Here is a 21,823-nt window from a genome sequence, read left to right as displayed (position 1 = left end):
GGTTCATGCCGCGAGTGCGGGAGCTGGAGGTCTTCCGGCTGGTCCTGCCGTACGGCGCGAGGTCGGAGAGCCTGCTCGTCAAGCTCACCGACCACGGCGGCATGACCGGCTGGGGCGAGGCCGTCTCGCCGGAGCCCAAAGCCTGGTCGCGGCTGGAGGAGTCGCTGGCCGCGCTGCTGATCGGCGTCGACTGGGAGCACCCCGACGCCGTGCCGAGCGGCGATCCGGCCGTCGACATGGCCTGCTGGGACCTGTGGACCAGGATGCGCGGCGTGCCGCTCGCGCACGCGATCGGCGGCACCCGCACCTCGGTGATGGCCACCGTGCGGCTGGCGCCCGACCCGTCCGTCGAGAGCCTGGTCGCCCGCGTCAACCAGCAGGTCTGCGCCGGTTACGGGCACGTCACCCTCGACATCAGGCCCGGCTGGGACGTCGAGCCCGTACGCGCGGTGCGGCGGGCCTACCCCGCCCTGACCCTGGCCGTCGACGGTGGCAACGCCTACACCGACCTCGGCCAGCTCGTCGCCCTCGACTCCTACGGCCTGGAGGTCATCGAGCGGCCCTTCCCGCTCGGCGACGTCCACGCGCACGCCGCGCTCCAGGACGACGTGGCCGCCTCGGTCGCCGTCGAGGTGCGCTCGACCGCCGAGCTGGACGACTACCTGACCCTGCGCGCCGCCAGGGTGCTCCTGCTGCGCCCCACCGCCTTCCCGTCGTTGTCGGAGGCCCGGCGGGCGCACGACCGGGCCGCCGCCGCCGGCTGGGACATCCAGTGCGCGGGCGGCCAGGGAGCCGGTCTGGCCAGGGCGGCCACGGTGGCGGTCGCGAGCCTGCCCGGCTGCACGCTGCCGTGCGACGTCACCCAGCCGCCGAAGCAGAACCAGATCGTCACGCCGCTGGTCGGCGCGAACGCGGGTGTCATCGCCGTCCCGCTCACCCAGCCCGGCCTGGGCCACACGATCGACGAGACCCGCCTCGGCCGCCTGGCCAAGGAGTCCTTCCACGCATGACCGACCCGCATCACCGACCCGGAGAGCCGATGACCGAGCGCGACCCCGACGCCGACGCCAGGCGGCTGGCCGCCCGATCGCTGGCCGCCGACGACCCGACCGGCTGGTTCGAGCACCTCTACGCCGAGTCGGCGACCGGCGACGCGATCGTGCCCTGGGACTCGCGCACCCCGCACGTCCTGCTCGCGGAGTGGACCGCCGGACGCGGCCCCGGCGGCGGGCGGGCGCTCGTGGTGGGCGCGGGCCTGGGCGACGACGCCGAGCACGTGGCGGCCCTCGGGCACGCGACGGTCGCCTTCGACGTGAGCGCGTCGGCCGTGCGCCTGGCCCGCGAGCGTTTCCCGGACAGCCCGGTCGACTACGTCACCGCCGACCTGCTCGACCCGCCCGCCGACTGGCGGCACGCCTTCGACCTGGTGGTGGAGATCATGACCGTGCAGGCACTCCCGGAGGAGCTGCACGCCCGCGCCACCGAGAGCGTGGCCGGGTTCGTCCGGCCCGGGGGCACGTTGCTGGTGATCGCCTCCGGCCGCGAGGACGGCGGGCCGGTCGGGGCCCCGCCGTGGCCGCTGACGGCGTCGGAGATCGCGGCGTTCGCGACCGGCGGGCTGACGGCGGAGCGGATCGAGGACCTGCGCGACGGCGGACGCCACCGCTGGCGCGCCACCTTCCGCCGCCCCCGCTGACCCCGCTGGTCTCCGCTCCCGCTACGCCGCCTCGTACAGCGTCTCCATGGCCAGCCGCTCGCGCACGGCCAGGTCGTACAGCAGCGCCCCCGCCTGGTCGAGCGGCTGCTGCCGGCCGGTCTCCCCGGCCTGGGCCAGCAGGTCGGCCACCTCGCTCCACTTGGGCGCCAGCGCCATGTACGCCTGGCAGGCCGTCTCCAGGGCCTTGCCGGGCGCGATCGTCTGGGCCTCGGCCAGGAACTCGGTGTAGAGGTTGCGGAAGAACGCGCCGCCCGTGCCGCCCCGCTCCATGAGGTTGGCCGTCCGCGTGAGCTGCGCGGTCGGCCCGCGCTCCAGCCAGGTGGGGATGAGCGCGGCGGCCTGCTCGATGCCCCGGTAGCCGACGTTCCGCATCGCCGGGTTCAGGAAGGCGGCGGCGGTGGACCGGACGGCCGCCCTGATGGCGTCCGGCAGGTCGGGCTCGGCGCACGGCCCCAGCGTGTACGACAGGTTGTGCGCCGTCATCGGCCCGGTCGCCGCGCGGGCCCGTTCGAGCGAGTCCAGCGGGACCCGGTTGCGGGTGCCCTGCTGGGCGGTGTCCACGAGGTGGGCGTGGCCCTCGTCGTAGCCGACCATCGCCACGTAGTGGCCGCCGAAGTGGTAGGGCGTCCTGACGTAGTCGAGGTGGAAGCAGTCGAGCCGGATCCCGACGGGGACGCCCTCGTCGAGGTGCCGGCGGACGTTCGACCAGGCCGTGATGGGCGAGGAGGTCTCCTGCGTGTCCAGCGTGAACCCGAGCGCGGCGGCCAGCTTCTCGGTGAGCGCGTGCGGCTTGACCCGCCCGCCGATCAGCGGGACGTCCAGCGAGCCGCTGTCCCAGTAGATGAAGCTCAGCCCCTCGCCCAGCCCGAACAGCATCGCCTCCGACAGCTCCACGCCCGCGTGCCGCAGCAGCGTGCCGGCGGTGGTCGTCTCACAGTGACGCCCCTCGAAGGGCGGGACCAGATCGATGAGCACAAGCCCAGTGTGCAGGATGACCTGCGGATTCACCCGCCGGCCGACCCGGCGTGCCACGGAAAACCGGTGGAGAGACCCCGAGGTGCGCACGAGATGATGGGCGCATGCACACCTTGGTCGCACGTCCTGCCCGCACGGGCGCCGAACGGCTGCCCGATGGCCGCCTCCTGGGCTGGGCCGAGTGGGGGCCGCCGGACGGGCGGCCGGTCCTGCTGTCCCCGGGGGCCGCCACCAGCCGCCGGCTCGGCATGGGCGCGGCGGCGCCCGACGACCTCGGCGTGCGCCTGATCTCCCTGGACCGGCCCGGACTGGGCGCCTCCACCCCCGCGCCGGGCCGCACGTTCGCCGGCTTCGCCGCCGACGTCGAGGTCTTCGCCGGGCTGCGCGGCCTCGGGCGTCCGGCCATGGTGGGCAACTCGCAGGGCGCGCCGTTCGCGCTCGCCTGCGCCGCCGCCGGCGTGACCGGCGCGCTGGCCCTGGTCTCGGCCGCCGACGAGGTGGCCGACCCCCGCTTCGCCGGCGTGCTGCCGGCCGAGCTGCGGCAGTTGACGGACCTGTCCACGCACGACCCGGAGGCCGCCGAGCGGGTCTTCGCGGGCTTCACCCCGCAGGCGATGTGGGATCTGGTGATGGGCGGCAGCCCGGCCTGCGACCTGGCCGTCTACCAGCGGCCCGAGTTCGCCGCCGGATACCGCGAGGCGCTGGGGGAGGCGTTCGCGAAGGGGCCGGGCGGTTACGCCCGCGACACCGTCCTGGCGATGGGCCGCTGGGGCATCGACCTGTCGTCGATCACGGTGCCGGTCGACGTCTGGTACGGCGAGCACGACGCCACCCACTCGCCCGACCAGGGGGAGGGCCTGACCGCCCGCATCCCGGGAGCCGTGCGGCACGTCGTGCCCGGCGCCGGCGGCGCCCTGCTGTGGACGCACCCCCACCGGATCCTGCGCGCCCTCCTGGACCGCCTTCCCGCCTCAGCCCACCGGTGAGTCCTGAGCGAAGGTGATCACCATGTAGCGGCCGTTGGAGTAGCTGACCACCGGCCGGCCGAGCAGCTCGCCGACCTTGCGGGCGACCCCCTGGAACACCTCCACCAGCTCGGCGCTGTCGGCGCTCACCCGGAACCGGCCGTTCTCGGCGAGCTGCTGGGCCACGAGGGGCACGAAGCCGGCCTCGGCCCGCACTCTCTCCTCGGCGTCGAGAGGGGTGTGCCGGACGGCGGGTGAGCTGCCGAGGGGGTGGGACATCGCGAATCTCCTCCAGATTTGCCGGTCCCACCCAGCATGCCATCCGCGACCGGATCGTCAGGGCGTCCGGCTCAACCCGCGCCACATCCCTCGGTGAGCCCCTTGGTCGGCGGCGCGGAGGGCTGGGTGGACGGCTTGCCGGACTTCCTGGGCGAGGAACCGTCCGTGGCCGACGGGCTCGCCGAGGGGGTCGCCGACGGGGTCGCTGAAGCGGCGACGGCGGACGTGGCCGCGGCCGAGTCGCGCACGGCCTTGGCGGTCAGCCGGCGGATCTTGTCCCAGTCGGGGTAGCCGGTGCGGATCAGCGGCGGCACGAACTGCAGGCTCGTCACCTTCGCGTTCTTGACCCTGAGCGCGAGCGGCACCAGGTTGGTCAGCATCGAGCGCGGGATGTCGGTCCTGATCAGCTCCTTGGCGGCCAGCGCGATCCGGTTGAACCGGGCCAGCACGGTCGCCGGGTCGGCCTGGCCCAGCAGCGCGCCGAGCACGCAGCGCTGCCGCCGCATCCGGGTGTAGTCGTCGCTGTAGGTGCGGGAGCGGGCGTACCACATGGCGTCGGCGCCCTTGAGCTTCCTGGTGCCGGCCTTGACCAGGCCCTCGTTGTACTTGCCGAACACCACGTCCTGCTCGACGGTGAGCGTGATGCCGCCGATGGCGTCGATGAGCCGGGCGAAGCCCCACATGTTGACCAGGGCGTACCAGTCGATCTTCAGGTCGAGGGTGTAGCCGATGGTGTCCATGAGCACCTGCGGGCCCTGCTGCCGGCGTCCGCCGAAGATCTCCGGGTGGGCGTCGGCGTACTCCCAGACGCTGTTGAGCAGGTCGCTGCGGCCGCCGCCGGGGTCGGGCGGCAGGCGGAAGCCGCCCGGGAAACGCTGGGCCATGGGCGTGCCGGGGCGGAAGCGCACGTTCTCCAGGTTGCGCGGCAGGCTGACCAGCACGGTGTTGCCGGACTTCACGTCGATGCTGGCCACGTTCATGCTGTCGGTGCGCACGCCGGTGCGGTTGTCGTCGGCGTCGCCGCCGAGGAGCAGGATGTTGACCCGCTCCCGCCCGGCCCACGGGTCCTGCGGCGGCTCCTGCCCGGCCGGTACGGCGGGTTCGGCCGGCTCGGGGCCGGTGAAGATGTCGCCGAGGGTCTGCTGGGATGTCCACACGTACTGCGCGACCAGCCCGAACGGCACCACCACGGCGACGGCGAGCAGCCCCGCGAGGGTGCCGGCCAGGATCTGGCCGTTCTGCGGCAGCCGCCCGGGACGCAGCACCACGAAGGAGTGCACGATCACCGCGAACCAGGCGACGCCCAGCGCCGCGGCTCCGACCACGATCGCGGTCAGCCACGAGTCCTGGGTCAGCGAGCCCAGCAGGTTGTCGGTCGTCAGCACCAGCGCCAGCAGCGCCAGCAGGCCGGCGAAGTAGCACGACAGCAGGATCAGGCCGGCCGTGCGCCGGCCGGCACGCAGATGCGCGGCCCCGGGCGCCAGCGCCGAGAGCGCCAGCCAGCCGAGGACCGCTCCCGCGCTCACCGGTTCCTTACCCTGCACGGCCATCCCCGTTCCCCGAACTCCACCGTAACCCGCAGGCACGGACAGCGCGGGCAGCCTACGCATTGGATGCGAAATATGTCTTTATCGGAGGGTGAACATCGGTAACCGAATAAGATTCGGGTCATGGCCTTCTCCGAGATCGAGTACCACGTGGCCGATCGCGTCGCCACCATCACACTGTCTCGCCCCGAGCGGCTCAACGCGTTCACCTTGACCATGCGCGCCGAGCTGATCAGCGCGTTCGACCTCGCCGACGCCGACGACGAGGTGCGCGCGGTGGTGGTCACGGGAGCCGGGCGGGCCTTCTGCGCGGGGGCCGACCTGGGCGGCGGCGGTGGCACGTTCGGCCACCGGGCGGAGGCCGAGCTGGTCGAGGGCGCGCCGCGCGACGGCGGCGGCACGGTCGCGCTGCGGATCGCCGCCTCGCTCAAGCCCGTCATCGCCGCGATCAACGGCCCGGCGGTGGGCGTGGGCGTCACGATGACGCTGCCCATGGACGTCCGGCTGGCCGCCGAGAGCGCCAGGTTCGGGTTCGTGTTCGCCCGGCGCGGCATCGTCACGGAGGCGGCGTCGAGCTGGTTCCTGCCCCGGGTGGTCGGCATCTCCCGGGCCATGGAGTGGGCCGTGACCGGCCGGGTCTTCCCCGCCGCCGAGGCGCTGGAGGGCCGCCTGGTGTCGCGGGTGCTGCCGGACGAGGACCTGCTGCCCGCCGCGTACGCGCTGGGCCGCGAGATCGCCGACAACACCTCGGCCGTCTCCGTCGCCGCCGTGCGCAGGCTGATGTGGTCGGGCCTGTCGGCCGCCTCGCCCTGGGAGGCGCACGCCGCCGACTCCAGGCTCATGGCCGAGCTCGGGGGCGCGGCCGACACGGTGGAGGGGGTGACGGCGTTCCTGGAGAAGCGTCCGGCCGACTTCCCGATGAAGGTGAGCACCGACCTTCCGCCCGGCGTCCCCACATGGCCGGACAATCCATATTCTGTCTGATATGTACGAGATCACCGTTCTCCCCATGCAGCCCGACTTCGAGGGCGAGGTCGTCGCGACCCTGATCTCCAGGAAGACCGGTTCGCGCAGGGCGGTGCTCTACGTCCACGGATTCACCGACTACTTCTTCCAGGACCATCTGGCCGACCACTACGTCCAGCGCGGCATCGACTTCTACGCCCTCGACCTGCGCAAGTACGGCCGCTCACTGCTCCCGCACCAGACCAGGGGGCTGATCAGGAGCGTCACCGACTACTTCCCCGAGATCGACGAGGCAGTCCGCCTCATCCGCCGCGACCACGACGAGCTGACCGTCAACGCCCACTCCACCGGCGGCCTGATCACCGCGCTGTGGGCCGACCGGGTCCGCGGCCGGGGCCTGGTGCAGGGGCTCGTGCTCAACAGCCCGTTCCTCGACCTCAACGTGCCGGCCCCGCTCCGGCTGGCCGCCGACCTGCTCAAGACCCCGATGTCCTACGTCCGGCGCCCGCTGCCCCTCGGCATCAGCACCGCCTACGGCCAGAGCCTGCACCGCACCGAACAGGGCGAATGGGACTACGACCTGGAGCTCAAGCCCCTGGTCGGGTTCTCCGTGCACGCCATGTGGCTGGCCGCCATCCGGCGGGCCCAGCGGCGGCTGCACCGCGGGCTGGCGGTGGACGTGCCGGTGCTTGTCCTCGCCGCCTCCACGGGCCTGCGGGTACGCGACTTCGTGCCCGAGGCGCGCTCGGCCGACATCGTGCTCGACCCGGAGCACATGGCCCGCTGGGCCACCTCGATCGGCCCCCACGTCACCTGCGTGCGAATCCAGGACGGCGTGCACGACCTGGTGCTGTCGGCCGAGCCCGCGCGCAAGCAGGTCTTCGCCGAGCTCGACCGCTGGATGAACGCCTACCAGGGGAACGAGAACAGGCCGTAGTAGGCCGCCGCCACCAGGAGCAGCCCGGTGCCGCCGAGCACGCCGCCGATCGCCACGTACTGCCACCGGGTGGGCTGCATGCCCTCCCGCAGCGCCGACACGTACGCGGCCACCGCCGTGACCTCCTGGACCAGCATGAGCGCGGCCAGCACGCGGACCACCAGCCAGCCCGCCAGCACGGCCGGCCAGGCGCCCGCCTGGTTCACCGAGAACAGCACCAGCAGCATGATGAACGCCACGACCGAGGCCAGCAGGCCGAGGCCCGTCCACGCCATCCTGCGCAGCCTGCGCCTGATCGGCGGCCACAGCCGGGCGTTGGTCTCGACCGGCGGCCTGCCGTGGCCGCGCAGCCGGACGACCATCGCCGCCACCGGGCCCGCCACGTACCCGACGGCGGCCAGGCAGACGGTCAGCCCGAGCATCGTGCCCCCCGCGTACCAGGGGGCCGCGGGCACGTCGCTGGCCTCGAACCGCTGGACCGGCGTGCTGCCCGCCATGTGCGCCGACGGCCGGGCAGTGGCCGGCAGACCGGTGATCCAGTTGGCCAGCGTCTCCAGGTAGCCCTTGGTGAACGGGCCGCCGTTGACCCGCATCGCGTGGTCGCCCTTGTCCATGAAGCGGATCGTGTACCGGTCGTTGCCCGCCTGGGCGAGCGCCGTGACCAGCGCCTTGGTGGACTCCACGAAGGGGATCGAGGGGTCGGTCGTGCCGTAGAACGCCAGGACCGGCTGCTTGACCTGCCGTAAGGCCGGCATCGCGTCGTAGCGCAGGAAGGTGAAGCCGACGCCGCCCATCGCCCTGGTCAGCAGGTCGCGGGCGCCGATGGGGGCGTGCAGCCGCAGCAGCTGCTCGTTCAGGGCCCAGGCGACCTGCCGCAGCGGCGAGACGTTCGGCGAGGAGACCAGCACCGCGAAGCCCACCGCCGCGCTCTTCGCCGCCGCGATCGGGACGACCCAGCCGCCCTCGCTGACCCCCCACAGCCCGACGCGGGAGGCGTCCACCTCCGGCCGGGTGCGCAGGTACTCCACCATGCGCAGCGCGTCGTCGGCCAGCAGCCCGAAGTCGCGGTCGCGGAAGTCGTAGCCGACCGTCCGCTTGTCGAAGGCGATCGTCGCCACGCCCGCCCTGGCCAGGAACTCCGCCTGCGGCGTGAACTCCGTCCGCGACCCGTTGCCCGACCCCGACACGAACACCATCGCCGGGTGCGGGCCGGGCGAGAGCGGCACGCGTAAGGTGCCCTCCAGACGCTGGCCCTCGGCCGGCAGCGAGATCTCCTCCCGCCGCACGGCGGTGGCCGCCACCACCGGGCGCAGCTCGTCGGCCGGTTGCGGGGGAATCGCCGCGAACGCCGGGTCCGCCTTCAGCGGCGGCGGGTCGAACGCGGGCGGCAACACGTAGCCGACCGACGCGAGAGCCACCAGTGCCAGGCCGGCGGCGACGCTCAAGGTGCCACGGCCAGTGCGCATTGGCCTCCCCATGTGCGTTGGTTTGCCCGCTGATCATCCAGCCTACTCCCGGCTTCTGTGACGGGAGGGGCCGCATTTGTCGGTGAGAGATGTTAGCTTCCTGCGACATGCGGATCCTGCACACCTCCGACTGGCACCTCGGGCGCTCCTTCCATCGGGAGAGCTTGCTCGGGGCGCAGGCCGCGTTCGTCGACCACCTGGTCGAGACGGTGCGCGCCGAGCGGGTCGACGTCGTGGCCGTCTCCGGCGACGTCTACGACCGCGCCCTGCCGCCGGTCGACGCGGTGGCCCTGCTCTCCGACGCGCTCGCCCGCCTGCGCGCCGCCGGGGCGCGGGTGGTGCTGATCAGCGGCAACCACGACTCGGCGCTGCGGCTGGGGTTCGGGTCGGCGCTGTTCGAGTCCTCGGGGGTGCACGTCCGCACCGAGCCCGCGCAGTCGTGGGAGCCGGTGCTGGTCGGCGACGTCGCCTTCTACGGCATCCCCTACCTGGAGCCCGAGCTGGTGCGCACCCCCTGGCAGCTCCCCGACCGCGGCCACACCGCCGCGATCTCCCACGCGATGAGCCGGGTCCGCGCCGACGCCGTCCGCCATCGGGCCGCCGTCGTGCTGGCCCACTGCTTCGTGACCGGCGGGCAGGCCAGCGACAGCGAGCGCGACATCAGCGTGGGCGGCGTGTCCCACGTCCCCCTGTCGGCCTTCGACGGCGTCGACTACGTCGCGCTCGGCCACCTGCACGGGCGGCAGCGCATGTCCGAGACCGTGCGCTACTCCGGCTCCCCGCTGGCCTACTCCTTCTCCGAGACCGGCCACGTCAAGGGCTGCTGGCTGGTCACGCTCGGCTCGGGCGCGGAGTTCGTGCCCGCGCCCGTGCCCCGGCCGGTCGGGCGGCTCCGCGGCGACCTCGACGACCTGCTGACCCTGCCCGCCTTCTCCTCCTACGAAGACCACTGGCTGCAGATCACCCTGACCGACGCCGTCCGTCCCAAGCAGGCCATGGACCGGCTGCGGGCCCGTTTCCCGCACGCCCTCGCCCTGTCGTTCGAGCCGGTGGGCGCGGCGCCCGCCGCCGGGCCGGTGAAGGTCAGCGGGCGGCCCGAGGCGGAGGTCGCCCTCGACTTCGTCCGCGAGGTGCGCGGCGAGCCCGCCGCGCCCGAGGAGGAAGACCTGCTGAGACAGGCGGTCGAGGCGTCGCGGGTGCAGGAGACGATGGCGTAGATGCGGCCGCACCAGCTCTCCCTCACGGCCTTCGGGTCCTTCCCCGGCACCGAGACGGTCGACTTCGACGCCCTCACCGAGGCGGGCCTGTTCCTCATCCACGGGCCCACCGGGGCGGGCAAGACCACGATCCTCGACGCCCTCTGCTTCGCCCTCTACGGCGTCGTGCCCGGCCAGCGCAACAGCGCCCGCAGCCTGCGCTGCGACCACGCGCCCGCCGGCACCGGCCCTTCGGTGACGCTGGAGGTCACGATCCGGGGCCGTTCGCTGCGCATCCGGCGCTCGCCGTCGTGGCAGCGTCCCAAGTTGCGCGGCTCCGGGTTCACCGAGGAGAAGGCCAAGGTCGTCGTCGAGGAGCGCCGCGGGGCCGCCTGGCAGGGGCTCACGACCCGGCTCGACGAGGCGGGCGACCTGGTGGGCGGGCTGCTCGGGATGAACGCCGAGCAGTTCTGCCAGGTGGTGATGCTGCCGCAGGGCGACTTCGCCAAGTTCCTGCGCGCCGACGGCGACGACCGCGCCCGGCTGCTGGAGCGGCTGTTCACCGTCAAGGTGTTCACCCAGGCCGAGGCGTGGCTGGCCGAGCGGCGGCGGGCCACGGGGCGGGAGGAGCAGGAGCTGGGGCGCGAGGTGGCCTTCGCCGTCGAACGCCTGGAGGAAGCCGCCGGCCCCGTCCTCGCCCCCGCGCCGGACGAGGGTGCCGGGGAGGGGCATCCGCCGTCGGCGGCGGACGATCCGCTCGGATGGGCCGGCGCGTTGCTGGGCGCGGCGCGGGCCGTCGTCCACCGGTGCGAGGAGCGGCACACCGCCGCGGGCGAGGCCGTACGCGCGGCGCGGTCACGGTTCGAGCAGGCCGCCGCCCTCGCCGAACGCCGCCGCCGCCACGCCGAGGCCCTGACCCTGCGCCGCACCCTCGACGAGCGCGCCGACGAACGCGCCGACCTCCAGGCCGTCATCGACGACGCCGCCCGCGCCGACCGCGTGCTCCCGCTCATCACGGCCGCCGGGCAACGCGCCGAGGCCGCCGCCAAGGCCCGCGCCATGGTCGCCGACGCCCTGGCCCGCGCCCGCCCTCTCCTCACCCGCCGCCCCGCGCCGGGCGTCGAGGGGCCGGCGGGCGGCGGGCAGCCGTCGGTGGAGGAGCTGGAGGGCCTGGAGCGGGAGCGCCGGGCCGAGCTGGCCCGGCTGTCCGAGCTGCTCACCGAGGAGGCCCGGCTGTCGGTCGTCCGGCGCGACCTGGCGCGGGTGGAGCAGGAGCTGGCCGAGCTGGTCCGCGCCGACGAGACCGTCGCCGCGCGGCTCGCCGTCCTGCCCGGCCTGGTCGCGGACGCCGAGGGCAGGCTAGCCGGCGCGCGGGTGGCCGCGGCGCGCATCCCGGCGGCCCAGGCCGTACGCGACGCCGCCGCCGACCTGATCGACGTCGACCGGGAGCTCGCCGCGCTGGCCGGTGAGCTCGAAGTGCTGGCCCGGCGCGAGGCCGAGGTGGCGGCGGCCGAGTCCGAGCTGCCCGCCCGGCTGGCCGCGGCGGGCGCCGCCCTGGCCGAGGTGCGCGCCGAGGCGGCGGCCGTGCCCGCCGCCGCCGCCCGTCTCGACGCCGCCCGTTCCGTCCTGGAGGCCGCCCACCGCCGCGACGCCCTCGCCGCCGACCTGGAGTCGGCCGCCGCCGCCCACCAGGTCCTGGTGGACCGCGCCCAGGAGACCCGCGAACGCTGGCTCGACCTGCGTCAGGCCAGGATCGACGGCATGGCGGCCGAGCTGGCCCGCGACCTGGCCGACGGGCGTCCGTGCGCGGTCTGCGGCTCCGAGCGCCACCCCGTGCCCGCGGCCCCGGCGCCCAGCGCGCCCTCGCCCGACGACGAGCACGCCGCTGAGACCGCCCACGAGGCGGCCGCCGCCGACCGGGAGGCCGCCGAACGTGCTCTGGCCTCGATCGAGTCCCGGCTCGCCGACGCCTCGGAGGCCACCGAGGGGCTGTCCGCCGACACCGCGGCCGGGCACGTGCTCGCGGCCGAGGAGGAACTGGCCCGGCTGCGGTCGGTCGCCGACCGGGAGCCCGCCCTCGCCGACGCGCTCGACCGCCTCGAAGGCGACCGCGACCACGTCCGCGACCGGGCCAGGGAGATCGCCGAGGCGCTCGCCGCCCACCACGCCCACCGCACCGGGCTCACCGCCGAACGCGCCCGCCTCCACATTCGCCTCACCCAGACCCTGCACCCCGAGACGCTCCTGTCCGAGCGCCCTCTCACGGCAGATCCCCTTCCCGAGACCCCAGACGGGGTCGACGGGAGGCGGGTGCTGGCCGCGGCCGAGGAGGAGTTGCGGCGGCTCGCCGCGGTGGCGGCCAAGGAGGCGGGGCTGGCGGCCGAGGTCGCCGCGCTCGGCCGCGAACGTGCCGAGCTGGAGGAACGCGGACGCCGCATCGCGGCGCGGGTGACGGCCGGGCGTACCAGACATGAGGAGCTGAGCGCGGATGCCGGGCGGCTGGGCGCACGGCTCGACGCGGCCCGGGGCGGGGACACGACCCTGACGGCCCGCCTGTCCAGGCTCAACGACGAGGCCGAGCTGCTGCGCGAGGCGCTGGAGGCCACCAGGGCGGCGGTCGCGGCGGCCGGTGAGCTCGACGCCGCCGCCGAGGCGGCCGGGCGGGCGGCGGCCGAGGCGGGGTTCGCCGACGTGCGGGAGGCCGAGGAGGCGTACCGGAGCCCGGCCGAGCGGGAGGGCAAGGCGGAGCTGCTGCGGCGGCTGGACGACCAGCACGCCGCCGTCACCGCCCTGCTCGCCGACCCCGAGCTGATCGCCGCGGCCGCCGAGCCCGAGCCGGACCTGGCGGCGGCCGCAGGCGGCAGAGACGCGGCGGAGGAGGCGCACACGCGGCTGGCCAGCGAGCGCGACCGGGCGGTGGCCAGGGCCGCCCGCCTCGCCGAGCTCCGCGATGAGCTGGCCGCGCGCATCGAGCGGTGGCGTCCCGCGGCCGAGCGGCACCGGCTGGCCGAACGGATGGCGGCGCTGGCCTCGGGCACCTCCGGCGACAACCAGTGGAACATGAGTCTGACCTCGTTCGTGCTGGGGGAGCGGCTCAGGCAGGTGGTCGACGCCGCCAACGAGCGCCTCGACCACATGTCGTCCGGCCGCTACCTGCTCCGGCACGACCTGCGCAAGACCGCCGGATCACGGGCGCGGTCCGGCGGCGGCCTGGGCCTGAAGGTGGCCGACGCCTGGACCGGAGTCGACCGCGACCCGGCGACCCTGTCGGGCGGCGAGAGCTTCATCACCTCGCTCGCGCTCGCGCTCGGCCTGGCCGACGTGGTCACGGCGGAGGCGGGCGGCGCGGAGGTCGGCACGCTGTTCGTGGACGAGGGCTTCGGCACCCTCGACGAGGACACCCTCGACGACGTGCTCGACATCCTCGACGGGCTGCGCGACGGCGGACGCGCGGTCGGCATCGTCAGCCACGTCGGCGAGCTGCGTACCCGGATCCCGGTGCAGCTCAAGGTGGGCAAGACCCGCCGGGGCTCGACGCTGGTCGGCTAGGCGGCCGGTCAGCCAGGCGGCGGCGCGGTCGAGGCGCGCACGATCAGCTCGTACGGGAACAGCCGCCGCTCCGGCCGGGCCGCGGCCCCCGACAGCAGCAGCCGCCCGGCCGCCTCCCCGATCTCCTGCTTGGCCTGCCGGATCGTGGTGAGCCCCGCCTCCTCGGCCGCGCTGTCGGAGAACCCGACGACCGACAGCTCGCCCGGCACGTCGATGCCCAGGTCGGCGGCGGCGTCGAGGACGCCGAGGGCGAGCACGTCGGTGTTGGTCAGGATCGCCGTGGGGCGCGGGTCCAGCCGCAGCAGCGCGTGGCCGGCCTTCCTGCCCGCCTCCCGCGAGTTCCTGGCGACCTCGTAGCAGGGCACGTCGTCCCAGTCGAGGCCGGCCTGCTCGCAGGCCGTCTGGTAGCCGCCGCGCCGGGCGCGCATCGCCGCGAACACCGCGCCCTCCTGGCGGGCGCGGTCGGCCCAGCCGGTGTGGCCGTCGTCGTGCAGGCCGACCATGGCCACCGCGACCCGCCGGTGCCCGAGGCCGAGCACGTGCGCGGCGGCGGCGGCCCCGGCGGCCGGTTCGTCGATGCCGACGAAGGGGTGGCCGGGCACGTACGGCTCGTCCACCACCACGACGGGCAGCTTCCTGGCCAGCACCTCGGCCAGCGCCGGATGGCCGTCGGGCAGCGAGACCACGCAGAACGCGTCGACCACCGCGTCGCGCACGGTGTCGCTGCGCCGGTCGCCGTGCGGCAGCGGCAGGATGAGCAGGCCGACGCCCGCCTCCTCGGCCGCCGTGGCGAGCCCCTGGAAGAACCCGAGCGCGTACGGGTCGGCGAAGGCGTAGGCCAGCGTCTCGCTGAACAGCAGGCCGAGCGCGCCGGCGCGACCGAGCCGGAGCGAGCGCGCCGTCGGGTTGGGGCCCGCGTAGCCGAGCTCGTCGGCCACCTCCAGGATGCGCCGCCGCAGCCCGTCGCTGAGCTGGTCGGGCCGGGAGAAGGCGTACGACACGGTGGCGCGGGACACGCCGAGCCTGTCGGCGATCGTCTGCAGGGTGACCCTTGCCATCGTCCAACCGTATCGAACGGCCTTGCCGGTGCGTTCTTAATTGATTAAGGTCTTAATTGATTAAGGAGGAGAGAGATGGATGCCATGCAGGTTCTCGCGCACCGGACGACGATGGGGTTCCGCGGCTCGCTCGACGCGGCCCTGCCGGGGGCGCCGCGCAGGCGGGACCCGGAGCGGGTCGCCGTACGGGCGCGGCTCGCGCACTCGCTACGCCGCACCGCCGACCGCCTCGACCCCACCTGCCCACCCACCCGATACGGCGAGGCGTGAACCGCCCCTTCTCGTGAGATCCGGACAGCTCTGGTGTCCCGCCCTGCTGGTCGTCCAGACCGGAGGCGCCCCGGCCGTTCGGGGTCGACTGTCCGCTTGGCGCGGTGAGGTGGGACTGCCCCTTCTTTTGAGATCCGGGCGGCCCTGATGTGCTCGCGCTGTCGGTCGCATACATCTGACGTCTTCGGCTGGGCGGATTCGATCGTCTGGCTGGTGCGGCGCAGTGTGATCGCCCCCTCGCCCCCGGCCGGTCGTCCAGGCCCGACGTCCCCGGCGAGCCGGACTTGACCGCCCGCCCCCGCCGGGGCGGCCTGAGGGGTGGGGCGTCAAGTTGGGGCGGGCCTGGAGGCAGGGCGCGGGGAAGGAGAGGGGGCAGGGGGACGGGTGTCAGGGGAGGTTGGCTATCAGGTCGGGGATTGTGGTGGGGTCGTGGAAGAGGGTGGCGCCGAGGCCGGACAGGCGTGCGGGTGGCGTCAGGCCGCCCGCGAACGCCAGGCAGCGCATCCCCGCGCTCATCGCCGCCCGCACCCCGAACGGGCTGTCCTCGATCACCACGCAGCCCTCCGGCGCGGCGCCCATCGTGGCCGCGGCGTGCAGGAACAGGTCAGGGGCGGGCTTGCCGCGGGCCACGTCCTCGGCGCTGAAGACGCGGCCGTCGAAACGCCGGGCGAGGCCGGTCAGCTCCAGGCTGTTGCAGACGTTGGCGTGCCGGCCATTGGAGGCCACGCAGTAGGGGATGTCCAGGCGGTCCAGGGCGACCTCGATGCCCTCGATGGCGCGCAGCTCGGCCTCCATCGCGGCCAGGTACTCCTGGGTGATCTGGTCGTGCCAGCCCGGGGGCGTCTCGCCGACCTGCTCGTCCCAGTACTCGTTGCTGCAGCCGACGAAGCGCTCGGCGTACTCGGTCTCGTCGATCGTCCAGCCCAGGCGGCGCAGGGCGGCGGTGCCCACGCGTACCGAGATGCGCTCGCTGTCGACGAGCACCCCGTCACAGTCGAAGATGACCAGTTCCACGGCCAAGATGCGGTCCTCCCAAAGACGACGTTTGCGGTCGAATCTATCGGGCGGCTGTGTGACATTGCGCAGGTGGTAGCGTCGTTGTATCGCTTGACAAGATGTCAGTCCGGATAGTGAGACGTGAAGTGAAGACTTCCCCCCGGGTCTCGGCGCCCAGCACGACCAGGATCGCCATGGCCGGCCTCATGGGCACCGCGATCGAGTTCTACGACTTCTACATCTACGGGACCGCCGCCGCGCTGGTGCTCAACACCGCGTTCTTCCCCGGCATGGACCCGGTGGCCGGCCGGCTGGCCGCGTTCTCGACGTTCGCGGTGGCGTTCGTCTCGCGTCCGCTCGGGTCGGCGGTGTTCGGTCACTGGGGCGACCGCGTCGGGCGCAAGTCGATGCTGGTCGTCTCGCTGCTGGTGATGGGCCTGTCCACGGTGGCGATCGGGCTGCTGCCGGGGTACGCGGCCATCGGCGTGGCCGCGCCCGTGCTGCTGGTGCTGCTGCGGTTCACCCAGGGCATCGGCCTCGGCGGCGAGTGGGGCGGCGCGGCGCTGCTGGCCACCGAGCACGCCCCGCCCGGCAGGCGCGGCCGGTACGCGATGTTCCCGCAGCTCGGCCCCGCGGCCGGGTTCATCGTGGCCAACGGGCTGTTCCTGATCCTCGGCGAGACGCTGACCGACGAGCAGTTCGGCGGCTGGGGCTGGCGGCTGCCGTTCGTGGCCAGCCTGCTCCTCGTGGTCGTCGGCCTGTACGTGCGGCTGCGGATCTCCGAGACGCCGGTCTTCCGGGCCGCCCTCGACCAGCGCCGCATCGCCAAGGTGCCGTTCGCCGGGCTGATGCGCCACCAGTGGCGGCGGGTGCTGCTCGCCGCCGGGGCGATGACCGTCGCCTACACGCTCTTCTACACCGCCACCACCTACTGCCTGTCCTACGGCACCGCCACCCTCGGCATCCCGAAGACCACCATGCTGACCCTGACCATGGTCGGCGTGCTGTTCATGGCGGCGGGCACGGTCGTCTCGGCGCTGGTCAGCGACCGGCTGGGCCGCCGCCGCACCCTCCTCACCGGTACGGCCGTCGCCGTCGCGTGGGGGCTGGTGATGTTCCCGCTGATGGAGACCGGGTCGGTCGTCCTGACCGGGGTGGCGCTGGCCGGCGCGCTCGGGCTGATGGGGCTGATCTTCGGGCCGATGGGGGCGTACCTGCCGGAGTTGTTCAGGACGGAGTTCCGCTACAGCGGCGCCTCGGTCGCCTACAGCCTCGGTGGCGTGCTGGGCGGGGCGGTGCCACCGCTGGTCGCCACCAGCCTGCAATCGAGCGGCCTCGGCGTCATGGGCGTCGGGCTCTACGTCTCGGCGATGGCCCTGCTGAGCCTGCTCTGCCTGCTCGCCCTGCCGGAGACCGGCGACATCTCACTCCGATAGTCCGGCTTTTCCTGTCACATCCGCCGGGGCTGTCTCGTCCTCCTGGTGAAGAACCTGATGAGGAGGAGCGGACGATGAGCAAGCACATTCTGATCGTCGGCGGTGGATATGTCGGGATGTACACGGCCCGCGGGCTGCGGCGGCTGATCCGGTCGGGCGAGGTGACGGTCACCGTGGTCGATCCGCGGGGGTACATGACGTACCAGCCGTTCCTGGCCGAGGCGGTCGGCGGGACGATCGAGCCCCGCCACGTCGTCGCCCCGCTCAACCGGGTGCTCAAGGGCGCGCGCGTGCTCACCGGCAACGTCACCCGCGTCGACCACGAGGCCCGCACCGCGCGGTTCCAGCCGGTCCAGGGGCCGGCCAGGACGCTCACGTACGACATCCTCGTGATGGCTGCCGGGTCGATCACCCGCGCGCTGCCCATCCCGGGGCTGGCCGAGCACGCGGTCGGGTTCAAGAGCCTCGGCGAGGCCGTGCACCTGCGCAACCACGTCCTGGCCCAGCTCGCCGCGGCCGCCTCGACCGACGACCCGCTGGTGCGGCGCAGGGCGCTGACGTTCGTGGTGGTCGGCGGCGGGTTCTCGGGCGTCGAGGCGCTGGCCGAGATGCAGGGGCTGGCCGACGAGGCCCTGCGCTACCACGACGGGATCGCGCCCGCCGACCTGAGCTGGACCCTGGTCGAGGCGACCGGCGGCATCCTGCCCGAACTCCACCCCGGCCTCGGCCGCTGGACCGTGGACGCGCTGCGCGCGCGCGGCGTGGACGTGCGGCTGGAGACCCGGCTGAACTCGGCCGAGGGCGGCGTGGCCAGGCTGTCGGACGGCACATCGCTGGCGGCCGGGACGCTGGTGTGGGCGGCCGGCGGCCGGCCCAGCCCGCTCGCCGCCGACAGCGGGCTGCCCGTGGACGAGGTCGGACGGCTGCGGGCCACCGAATACCTGACGGTGGCCGGGCTGGAGGACGCGTTCACGGCCGGCGACGGCGCGGCGGTGCCCGACCTGACCCGTCCGGGCAGGTTCACCGCGCCCAACGCGCAGCACGCGGTGCGCCAGGCCAAACTGCTCGCCCGCAACCTGGCGGCCCACGTTCGGGGACGCCGGCTGAAGGCGTACCGGCACGCGTACCTGGGGTCGGTGGCCGGGCTCGGCCACCACCAGGGCGTGGCCCAGGTGCACGCGATCCGGCTGACCGGGTTCCTGGGATGGCTGGCGCACCGGGCGTACCACCTGGCGTGGGTGCCGACGTTCAACCACAAGGCGCGGGTGCTGGCGGACTGGGGATTGTCGATGGTGTTCCGGCGCGAGGCGGTGCAGCTCACGGCCATCGAGCACGCGGGGGAGGACTTCCGCCAGGCCCTGGCGGCCGACGAACTCGACCGCGCCGCCTGACCCGCCCTCCCCGCGCCCGCTACACCGGCTGCTCGACCGGCTGGCCGCGGTCGACGTACGCGGCCAGCGCGCGCACCCGCTCGGCGTGCTGGTCGTGGCCGACGATCACCGGCGGCTCGTTGTACGGCATCGCGTCCGACGACCGCCGCAGCTTGACGTACTGGCCGCAGGCGTCGATCGCGTACGGCTCCATGTCGTCCTGCAGCGCCCCGATCACCGTGATGCCGTACGTCTCGCCGATCCGCCGGAACAGCGCGACCGCCTCCCTGCGGTGTTCCTTGCCCAGGTTGCGGCCGAGCTCGTCGAGCACCAGGCACAGATGGCCGCCGCCGGAGGAGGCGATGGCCGCCGCGCACACCAGCTTGACGGCCTTCTCGTCCATGAGCGCGGTGTTGGCCCGCCGGTTGTACGGCACGAACCCCTGCCCCTCGCCCCGCCGCCACTTCGGCGTCACCCGCCACTGCCAGCGCTGCTCGGGGTCGGCGGGTGCGGGCGGCACCGGGAACTCCAGCGTCGCGCCGTAGCCGCCGTAGGAGGTGTCGAGCTTCTCGAACTCCTCGGCCACCCGCGTCAGCCTCGCCCTGATCGCCGCCGTCAGCGCCGCCCGGTGGACGGCCGTGGACTGCGCCGCCTCCTCCGCGCCCCGGGCCGCCGCCGCCAGGTCGCGCTGCCGGGAGACGACCTGCGCCTCGATCTGCCGCCGCTGGTGCTTCTCGTACTCCTCCTGGCCGCGCAGGTAGGAGGCCAGCGCCCCGCACACCGCCGCGAACGTCGCCTGCTCGCGCGCCGTGCTGCCGCCCCGCTCCGACAGCAGGAACGCCAGCTCCTCCGGGATCTCGGCGTCCTCCTCGGGGAAGGTGTCGCGCAACGCCTGGTCGAAGTGGCGTTCGGCGACGCGCCACCACTCCTCGGCCGCGCGCGGGCGCTCCTCCTCCGGCAGCGCCGCGATCCACTCGCGGGCGGTCTCCACTGTGCCGCCCCAGTCGGCGGCCAGCGCTTCGAGCCTGAGCGACTCGCGCTCGGCGGTGACCTTGGCCTCCTGCTCGCGGGCCTGCGCCCGCTCGCTCTCGTGCCGCTGCCGCCGCCCATCGAGGCGCTCGATCTCCATGTCCCGGGTACGGGCCCGGAAGTCGAGCGCGCCCGCCTGCCGCTCGGCCTCGGCGACCTTCGGCGCCAGCTCCTCGATCGCCGCGTTGAGCCCGACGAGCCGGTCACGCCGCTCGGCCAGCCTGGCCTCCAGCTCCGCCAGCCGCACCCCGGCCCGCGCGCCCTCCAGCCGCCGCTGCGCCTCGGCGACGGCCTCCTCGGCCTCGCGCACCACCGCCGCGGCGTTCTCCTGGGCGTCTTCGGCCCGGTTGAGCCGCTGGCCGGCGGCCTTGATGCGGGCCTCCCGCCCGGTCGCCACCCCGTCGAACGCCCCCACCACGCTCACCCCGGCCGCGCTGACCAGCACGGACCCCGGCAGCTCGGCCAGGGCGCGGGCCGCCTCGCCGAGCCGCGCGGCGTCGACGATGACGGCGTGCTCGTGCGGCCAGCCGCGCAGGCCGGCGCCGGGAAGGGCGGCGTCGCGGGCCTGCTCGGCCACGTCGAGGGCGTCGAGCAGGCCGGTCGCCCCGACCCCCGCCGCCGACAGCGCGTCGAGCTGGGCCGCGGCCGGGCCGCCCTCCGCGTCGTCGAGCGCCGCCCGCGCCGAGGACACCTCCTGGTCGGCCACGCCGAGCGCCTTGAGCGCCTCGTTGAGCCGGAGCCCGGCCTGCCGCAGCTCGCCCTCGGCGGCGGGCACGTCACGCCCGTCGGCGAACCTGCGGGTCTCCTCCAGCGCCGGGATCGCGGCACGCAGCTCGTCGGCGGAGTTCTCGGCCACCGCGCGGTCGGCGTCGAGCTTGGTGCCACGGGCCTGCAGGGCGGCCAGCTCCTTGCGCGCCTGGGACACCTGGCGGTCGAAGGTGTCCTCGCGCAGCGTGGCGATCTCGGCCTTGACCAGCGCGATCTCCTCGGCGGCCGACTCGCTCGCGGCGCGGTGGCGGTCGAGGTCGGCGGCCAGCAGCTCGTCTTTGGCGGCGGCGTCGGCGAGCTTGCGCGCCTGCCTGCCGCGCCAGCAGCGCAACGCCTCGGCCAGGCGCACCCGGGCCTGGTCGCGGCGGTCGAACGTGCCGAGCAGCGCCTTCGACTCCACCTCGAACTCGGCCAGCCGGTCGGCCGCCTGCGCCGCCCGCACCCGCTTGGCGTGCTCGTCGCGCCGGGCCTCGCGCTCCTGCTCCAGCTCGGCGTCGAGGCCGGTGAGCGCCGCGATGGCCTCGAAGACCCGCTCGGGGGAGATCTCGTTGAGCGGCTGGGAGAGCAGGTTGGTGGCGACCTTGCTGCGCACGGACGTGGACAGGAACGACACGCACCTGACCCGGTCGCCGTAGAGCACCTTGGTCAGGTCGCGGGCCACGACGTCGCGCTTGCCCGCCGACCTCGGCAGCGACGCCCAGATCTCGTCGGCCCGCGCCACCCGCTCGGCCTCGGACGGCGAGGCGGCCAGATGGACGCCCTCCCGCCAGCGGATCTCCAGGTGCGGAGCCTCCTGGTTGACCTTGAGCCACACGGTGATCGCGCCGCCCGAGGTGTCGGGCACCTCGAACAGCTCACCGCTGTCCTCCTCGCCCTCATCGGTCAGGGTGAGGTCGGCGGAGGCGACCGGCTCGGCCGGGGCCGGGGCGGGCGGCGGGGCGAAGGAGTCCGTGCCGGGCGGGCCGAAGACGCCCACGATGTAGCCGTGGTCGGCGCTCGCCCACTGGCGGGCGCCCGCGCCGCTGGCCAGCTCGGCGTTGAAGAGCAGCTCGGAGACCGCCTTGGCGCCCGAGGCGAACCGCCACTGCTCGTCGCCGAGCAGCGCCGTGATCGAGGCGATGAACGACGACTTGCCCGCGCCGTTGGAGTCTTTGGGGCCCGCGCCCGCGACGACGATGAGCGTGCCGGGGACCGTGGGCACCGGATGGGTCGAGAGCCGTGAGATGTTGACCGCCTGCACGGCGATCAGCACCCGGTCTCCGACGACGTTCTCCATCTGCGACACCCGAACCCCCGTAA

At 74.3% G+C, this 21,823-nt stretch carries 17 protein-coding genes; 10 read left to right on the top strand and 7 right to left on the bottom strand.

Features of this window, described 5'->3' with window-relative positions:
* The first annotated feature begins 5 nt into the window (after positions 1–5).
* Positions 6–1,010 carry an enolase C-terminal domain-like protein gene (locus ABZ459_RS01965; RefSeq protein WP_357964663.1) on the top strand — a complete coding sequence of 335 codons (1,005 nt, stop codon included), beginning with the start codon at positions 6–8 and terminating at the stop codon, positions 1,008–1,010.
* Positions 1,007–1,696: a class I SAM-dependent methyltransferase gene (locus ABZ459_RS01960; protein ID WP_357964661.1), complete on the top strand. Its 690-nt coding sequence runs from the start codon at positions 1,007–1,009 to the stop codon at positions 1,694–1,696. The genes ABZ459_RS01965 and ABZ459_RS01960 overlap by 4 nt, the downstream gene beginning before the upstream one ends.
* Positions 1,697–1,717: 21 nt before the next feature.
* Here ABZ459_RS01960 and ABZ459_RS01955 read toward each other — a convergent pair whose 3' ends face one another.
* Complete coding sequence (locus ABZ459_RS01955; RefSeq protein ID WP_357964659.1) at positions 1,718–2,692, bottom strand: BtrH N-terminal domain-containing protein; 975 nt, start codon at positions 2,690–2,692, stop codon at positions 1,718–1,720.
* 104 nt (positions 2,693–2,796) lie between these two features.
* Between ABZ459_RS01955 and ABZ459_RS01950 the strand changes: the two genes are divergently transcribed.
* A complete protein-coding gene (locus tag ABZ459_RS01950; protein WP_357964658.1) occupies positions 2,797–3,678 on the top strand; it encodes an alpha/beta hydrolase in 882 nt (293 codons plus the stop codon).
* On the opposite strand, the gene ABZ459_RS01945 is transcribed toward ABZ459_RS01950, so the two are convergent.
* Both ABZ459_RS01945 and ABZ459_RS01940 read right to left on the bottom strand, forming a co-directional pair.
* Positions 3,664–3,936: a hypothetical protein gene (locus tag ABZ459_RS01945; protein WP_357964656.1), complete on the bottom strand. Its 273-nt coding sequence runs from the start codon at positions 3,934–3,936 to the stop codon at positions 3,664–3,666. The genes ABZ459_RS01950 and ABZ459_RS01945 overlap by 15 nt on opposite strands.
* Before the next feature lie 71 nt (positions 3,937–4,007).
* Positions 4,008–5,486 carry an LCP family protein gene (locus tag ABZ459_RS01940; protein ID WP_357964654.1) on the bottom strand — a complete coding sequence of 493 codons (1,479 nt, stop codon included), beginning with the start codon at positions 5,484–5,486 and terminating at the stop codon, positions 4,008–4,010.
* A 120-nt stretch (positions 5,487–5,606) separates the two neighbouring features.
* Between ABZ459_RS01940 and ABZ459_RS01935 the strand changes: the two genes are divergently transcribed.
* Positions 5,607–6,467, top strand: a complete 861-nt coding sequence (locus tag ABZ459_RS01935) for an enoyl-CoA hydratase-related protein (RefSeq protein WP_357964652.1) — start codon at positions 5,607–5,609, stop codon at positions 6,465–6,467.
* Position 6,468: 1 nt separating this feature from the next.
* Positions 6,469–7,386, top strand: a complete 918-nt coding sequence (locus tag ABZ459_RS01930) for an alpha/beta hydrolase (RefSeq protein ID WP_357964651.1) — start codon at positions 6,469–6,471, stop codon at positions 7,384–7,386.
* On the opposite strand, the gene ABZ459_RS01925 is transcribed toward ABZ459_RS01930, so the two are convergent.
* Positions 7,359–8,852 carry a prolyl oligopeptidase family serine peptidase gene (locus ABZ459_RS01925; protein WP_357964650.1) on the bottom strand — a complete coding sequence of 498 codons (1,494 nt, stop codon included), beginning with the start codon at positions 8,850–8,852 and terminating at the stop codon, positions 7,359–7,361. The two genes, ABZ459_RS01930 and ABZ459_RS01925, sit on opposite strands and share 28 nt — an antisense overlap.
* A gap of 107 nt (positions 8,853–8,959) precedes the next feature.
* On the opposite strand from ABZ459_RS01925, the gene ABZ459_RS01920 reads away from it, so the two are divergent.
* Together ABZ459_RS01920 and ABZ459_RS01915 are read left to right on the top strand one after the other, a co-directional pair.
* On the top strand, positions 8,960–10,069 hold the full coding sequence (locus ABZ459_RS01920; RefSeq protein WP_357964648.1) for an exonuclease SbcCD subunit D: 1,110 nt from the start codon (positions 8,960–8,962) through the stop codon (positions 10,067–10,069).
* Positions 10,070–13,597 (top strand): AAA family ATPase, encoded by a 3,528-nt coding sequence (locus ABZ459_RS01915; RefSeq protein ID WP_357964646.1) that lies wholly within the window; start codon positions 10,070–10,072, stop codon positions 13,595–13,597.
* Positions 13,598–13,605: 8 nt separating this feature from the next.
* Here the strand turns inward: ABZ459_RS01915 and ABZ459_RS01910 are convergent, their stop codons facing one another.
* Positions 13,606–14,655 (bottom strand): LacI family DNA-binding transcriptional regulator, encoded by a 1,050-nt coding sequence (locus tag ABZ459_RS01910; protein ID WP_357964645.1) that lies wholly within the window; start codon positions 14,653–14,655, stop codon positions 13,606–13,608.
* Between the two features lie 75 nt (positions 14,656–14,730).
* On the opposite strand from ABZ459_RS01910, the gene ABZ459_RS01905 reads away from it, so the two are divergent.
* Positions 14,731–14,925, top strand: coding sequence for a hypothetical protein (locus tag ABZ459_RS01905; RefSeq protein WP_357964643.1), 195 nt, complete (start codon positions 14,731–14,733; stop codon positions 14,923–14,925).
* 387 nt (positions 14,926–15,312) lie between these two features.
* On the opposite strand, the gene ABZ459_RS01900 is transcribed toward ABZ459_RS01905, so the two are convergent.
* Entirely contained in the window at positions 15,313–15,939 is a 627-nt protein-coding gene (locus ABZ459_RS01900) for an HAD family hydrolase (protein WP_357965847.1), read from the bottom strand.
* A 128-nt stretch (positions 15,940–16,067) separates the two neighbouring features.
* On the opposite strand from ABZ459_RS01900, the gene ABZ459_RS01895 reads away from it, so the two are divergent.
* Positions 16,068–17,357, top strand: coding sequence for an MFS transporter (locus ABZ459_RS01895; RefSeq protein WP_357964641.1), 1,290 nt, complete (start codon positions 16,068–16,070; stop codon positions 17,355–17,357).
* A gap of 74 nt (positions 17,358–17,431) precedes the next feature.
* The gene (locus ABZ459_RS01890; RefSeq protein WP_357964640.1) at positions 17,432–18,748 is read left to right on the top strand and encodes an FAD-dependent oxidoreductase; all 1,317 of its coding nucleotides are present in this window, start codon (positions 17,432–17,434) and stop codon (positions 18,746–18,748) included.
* Positions 18,749–18,767: 19 nt separating this feature from the next.
* Here the strand turns inward: ABZ459_RS01890 and ABZ459_RS01885 are convergent, their stop codons facing one another.
* Positions 18,768–21,800 (bottom strand): chromosome partitioning protein ParA, encoded by a 3,033-nt coding sequence (locus ABZ459_RS01885; RefSeq protein WP_357964638.1) that lies wholly within the window; start codon positions 21,798–21,800, stop codon positions 18,768–18,770.
* Positions 21,801–21,823: the final 23 nt, after the last annotated feature.

The organism is Nonomuraea sp. NPDC005692 (assembly GCF_040631115.1).
In the GTDB taxonomy this organism is placed as follows: Bacteria; Actinomycetota; Actinomycetes; order Streptosporangiales; family Streptosporangiaceae; genus Nonomuraea.
This window is presented reverse-complemented; position numbering and strand designations above follow the sequence as displayed.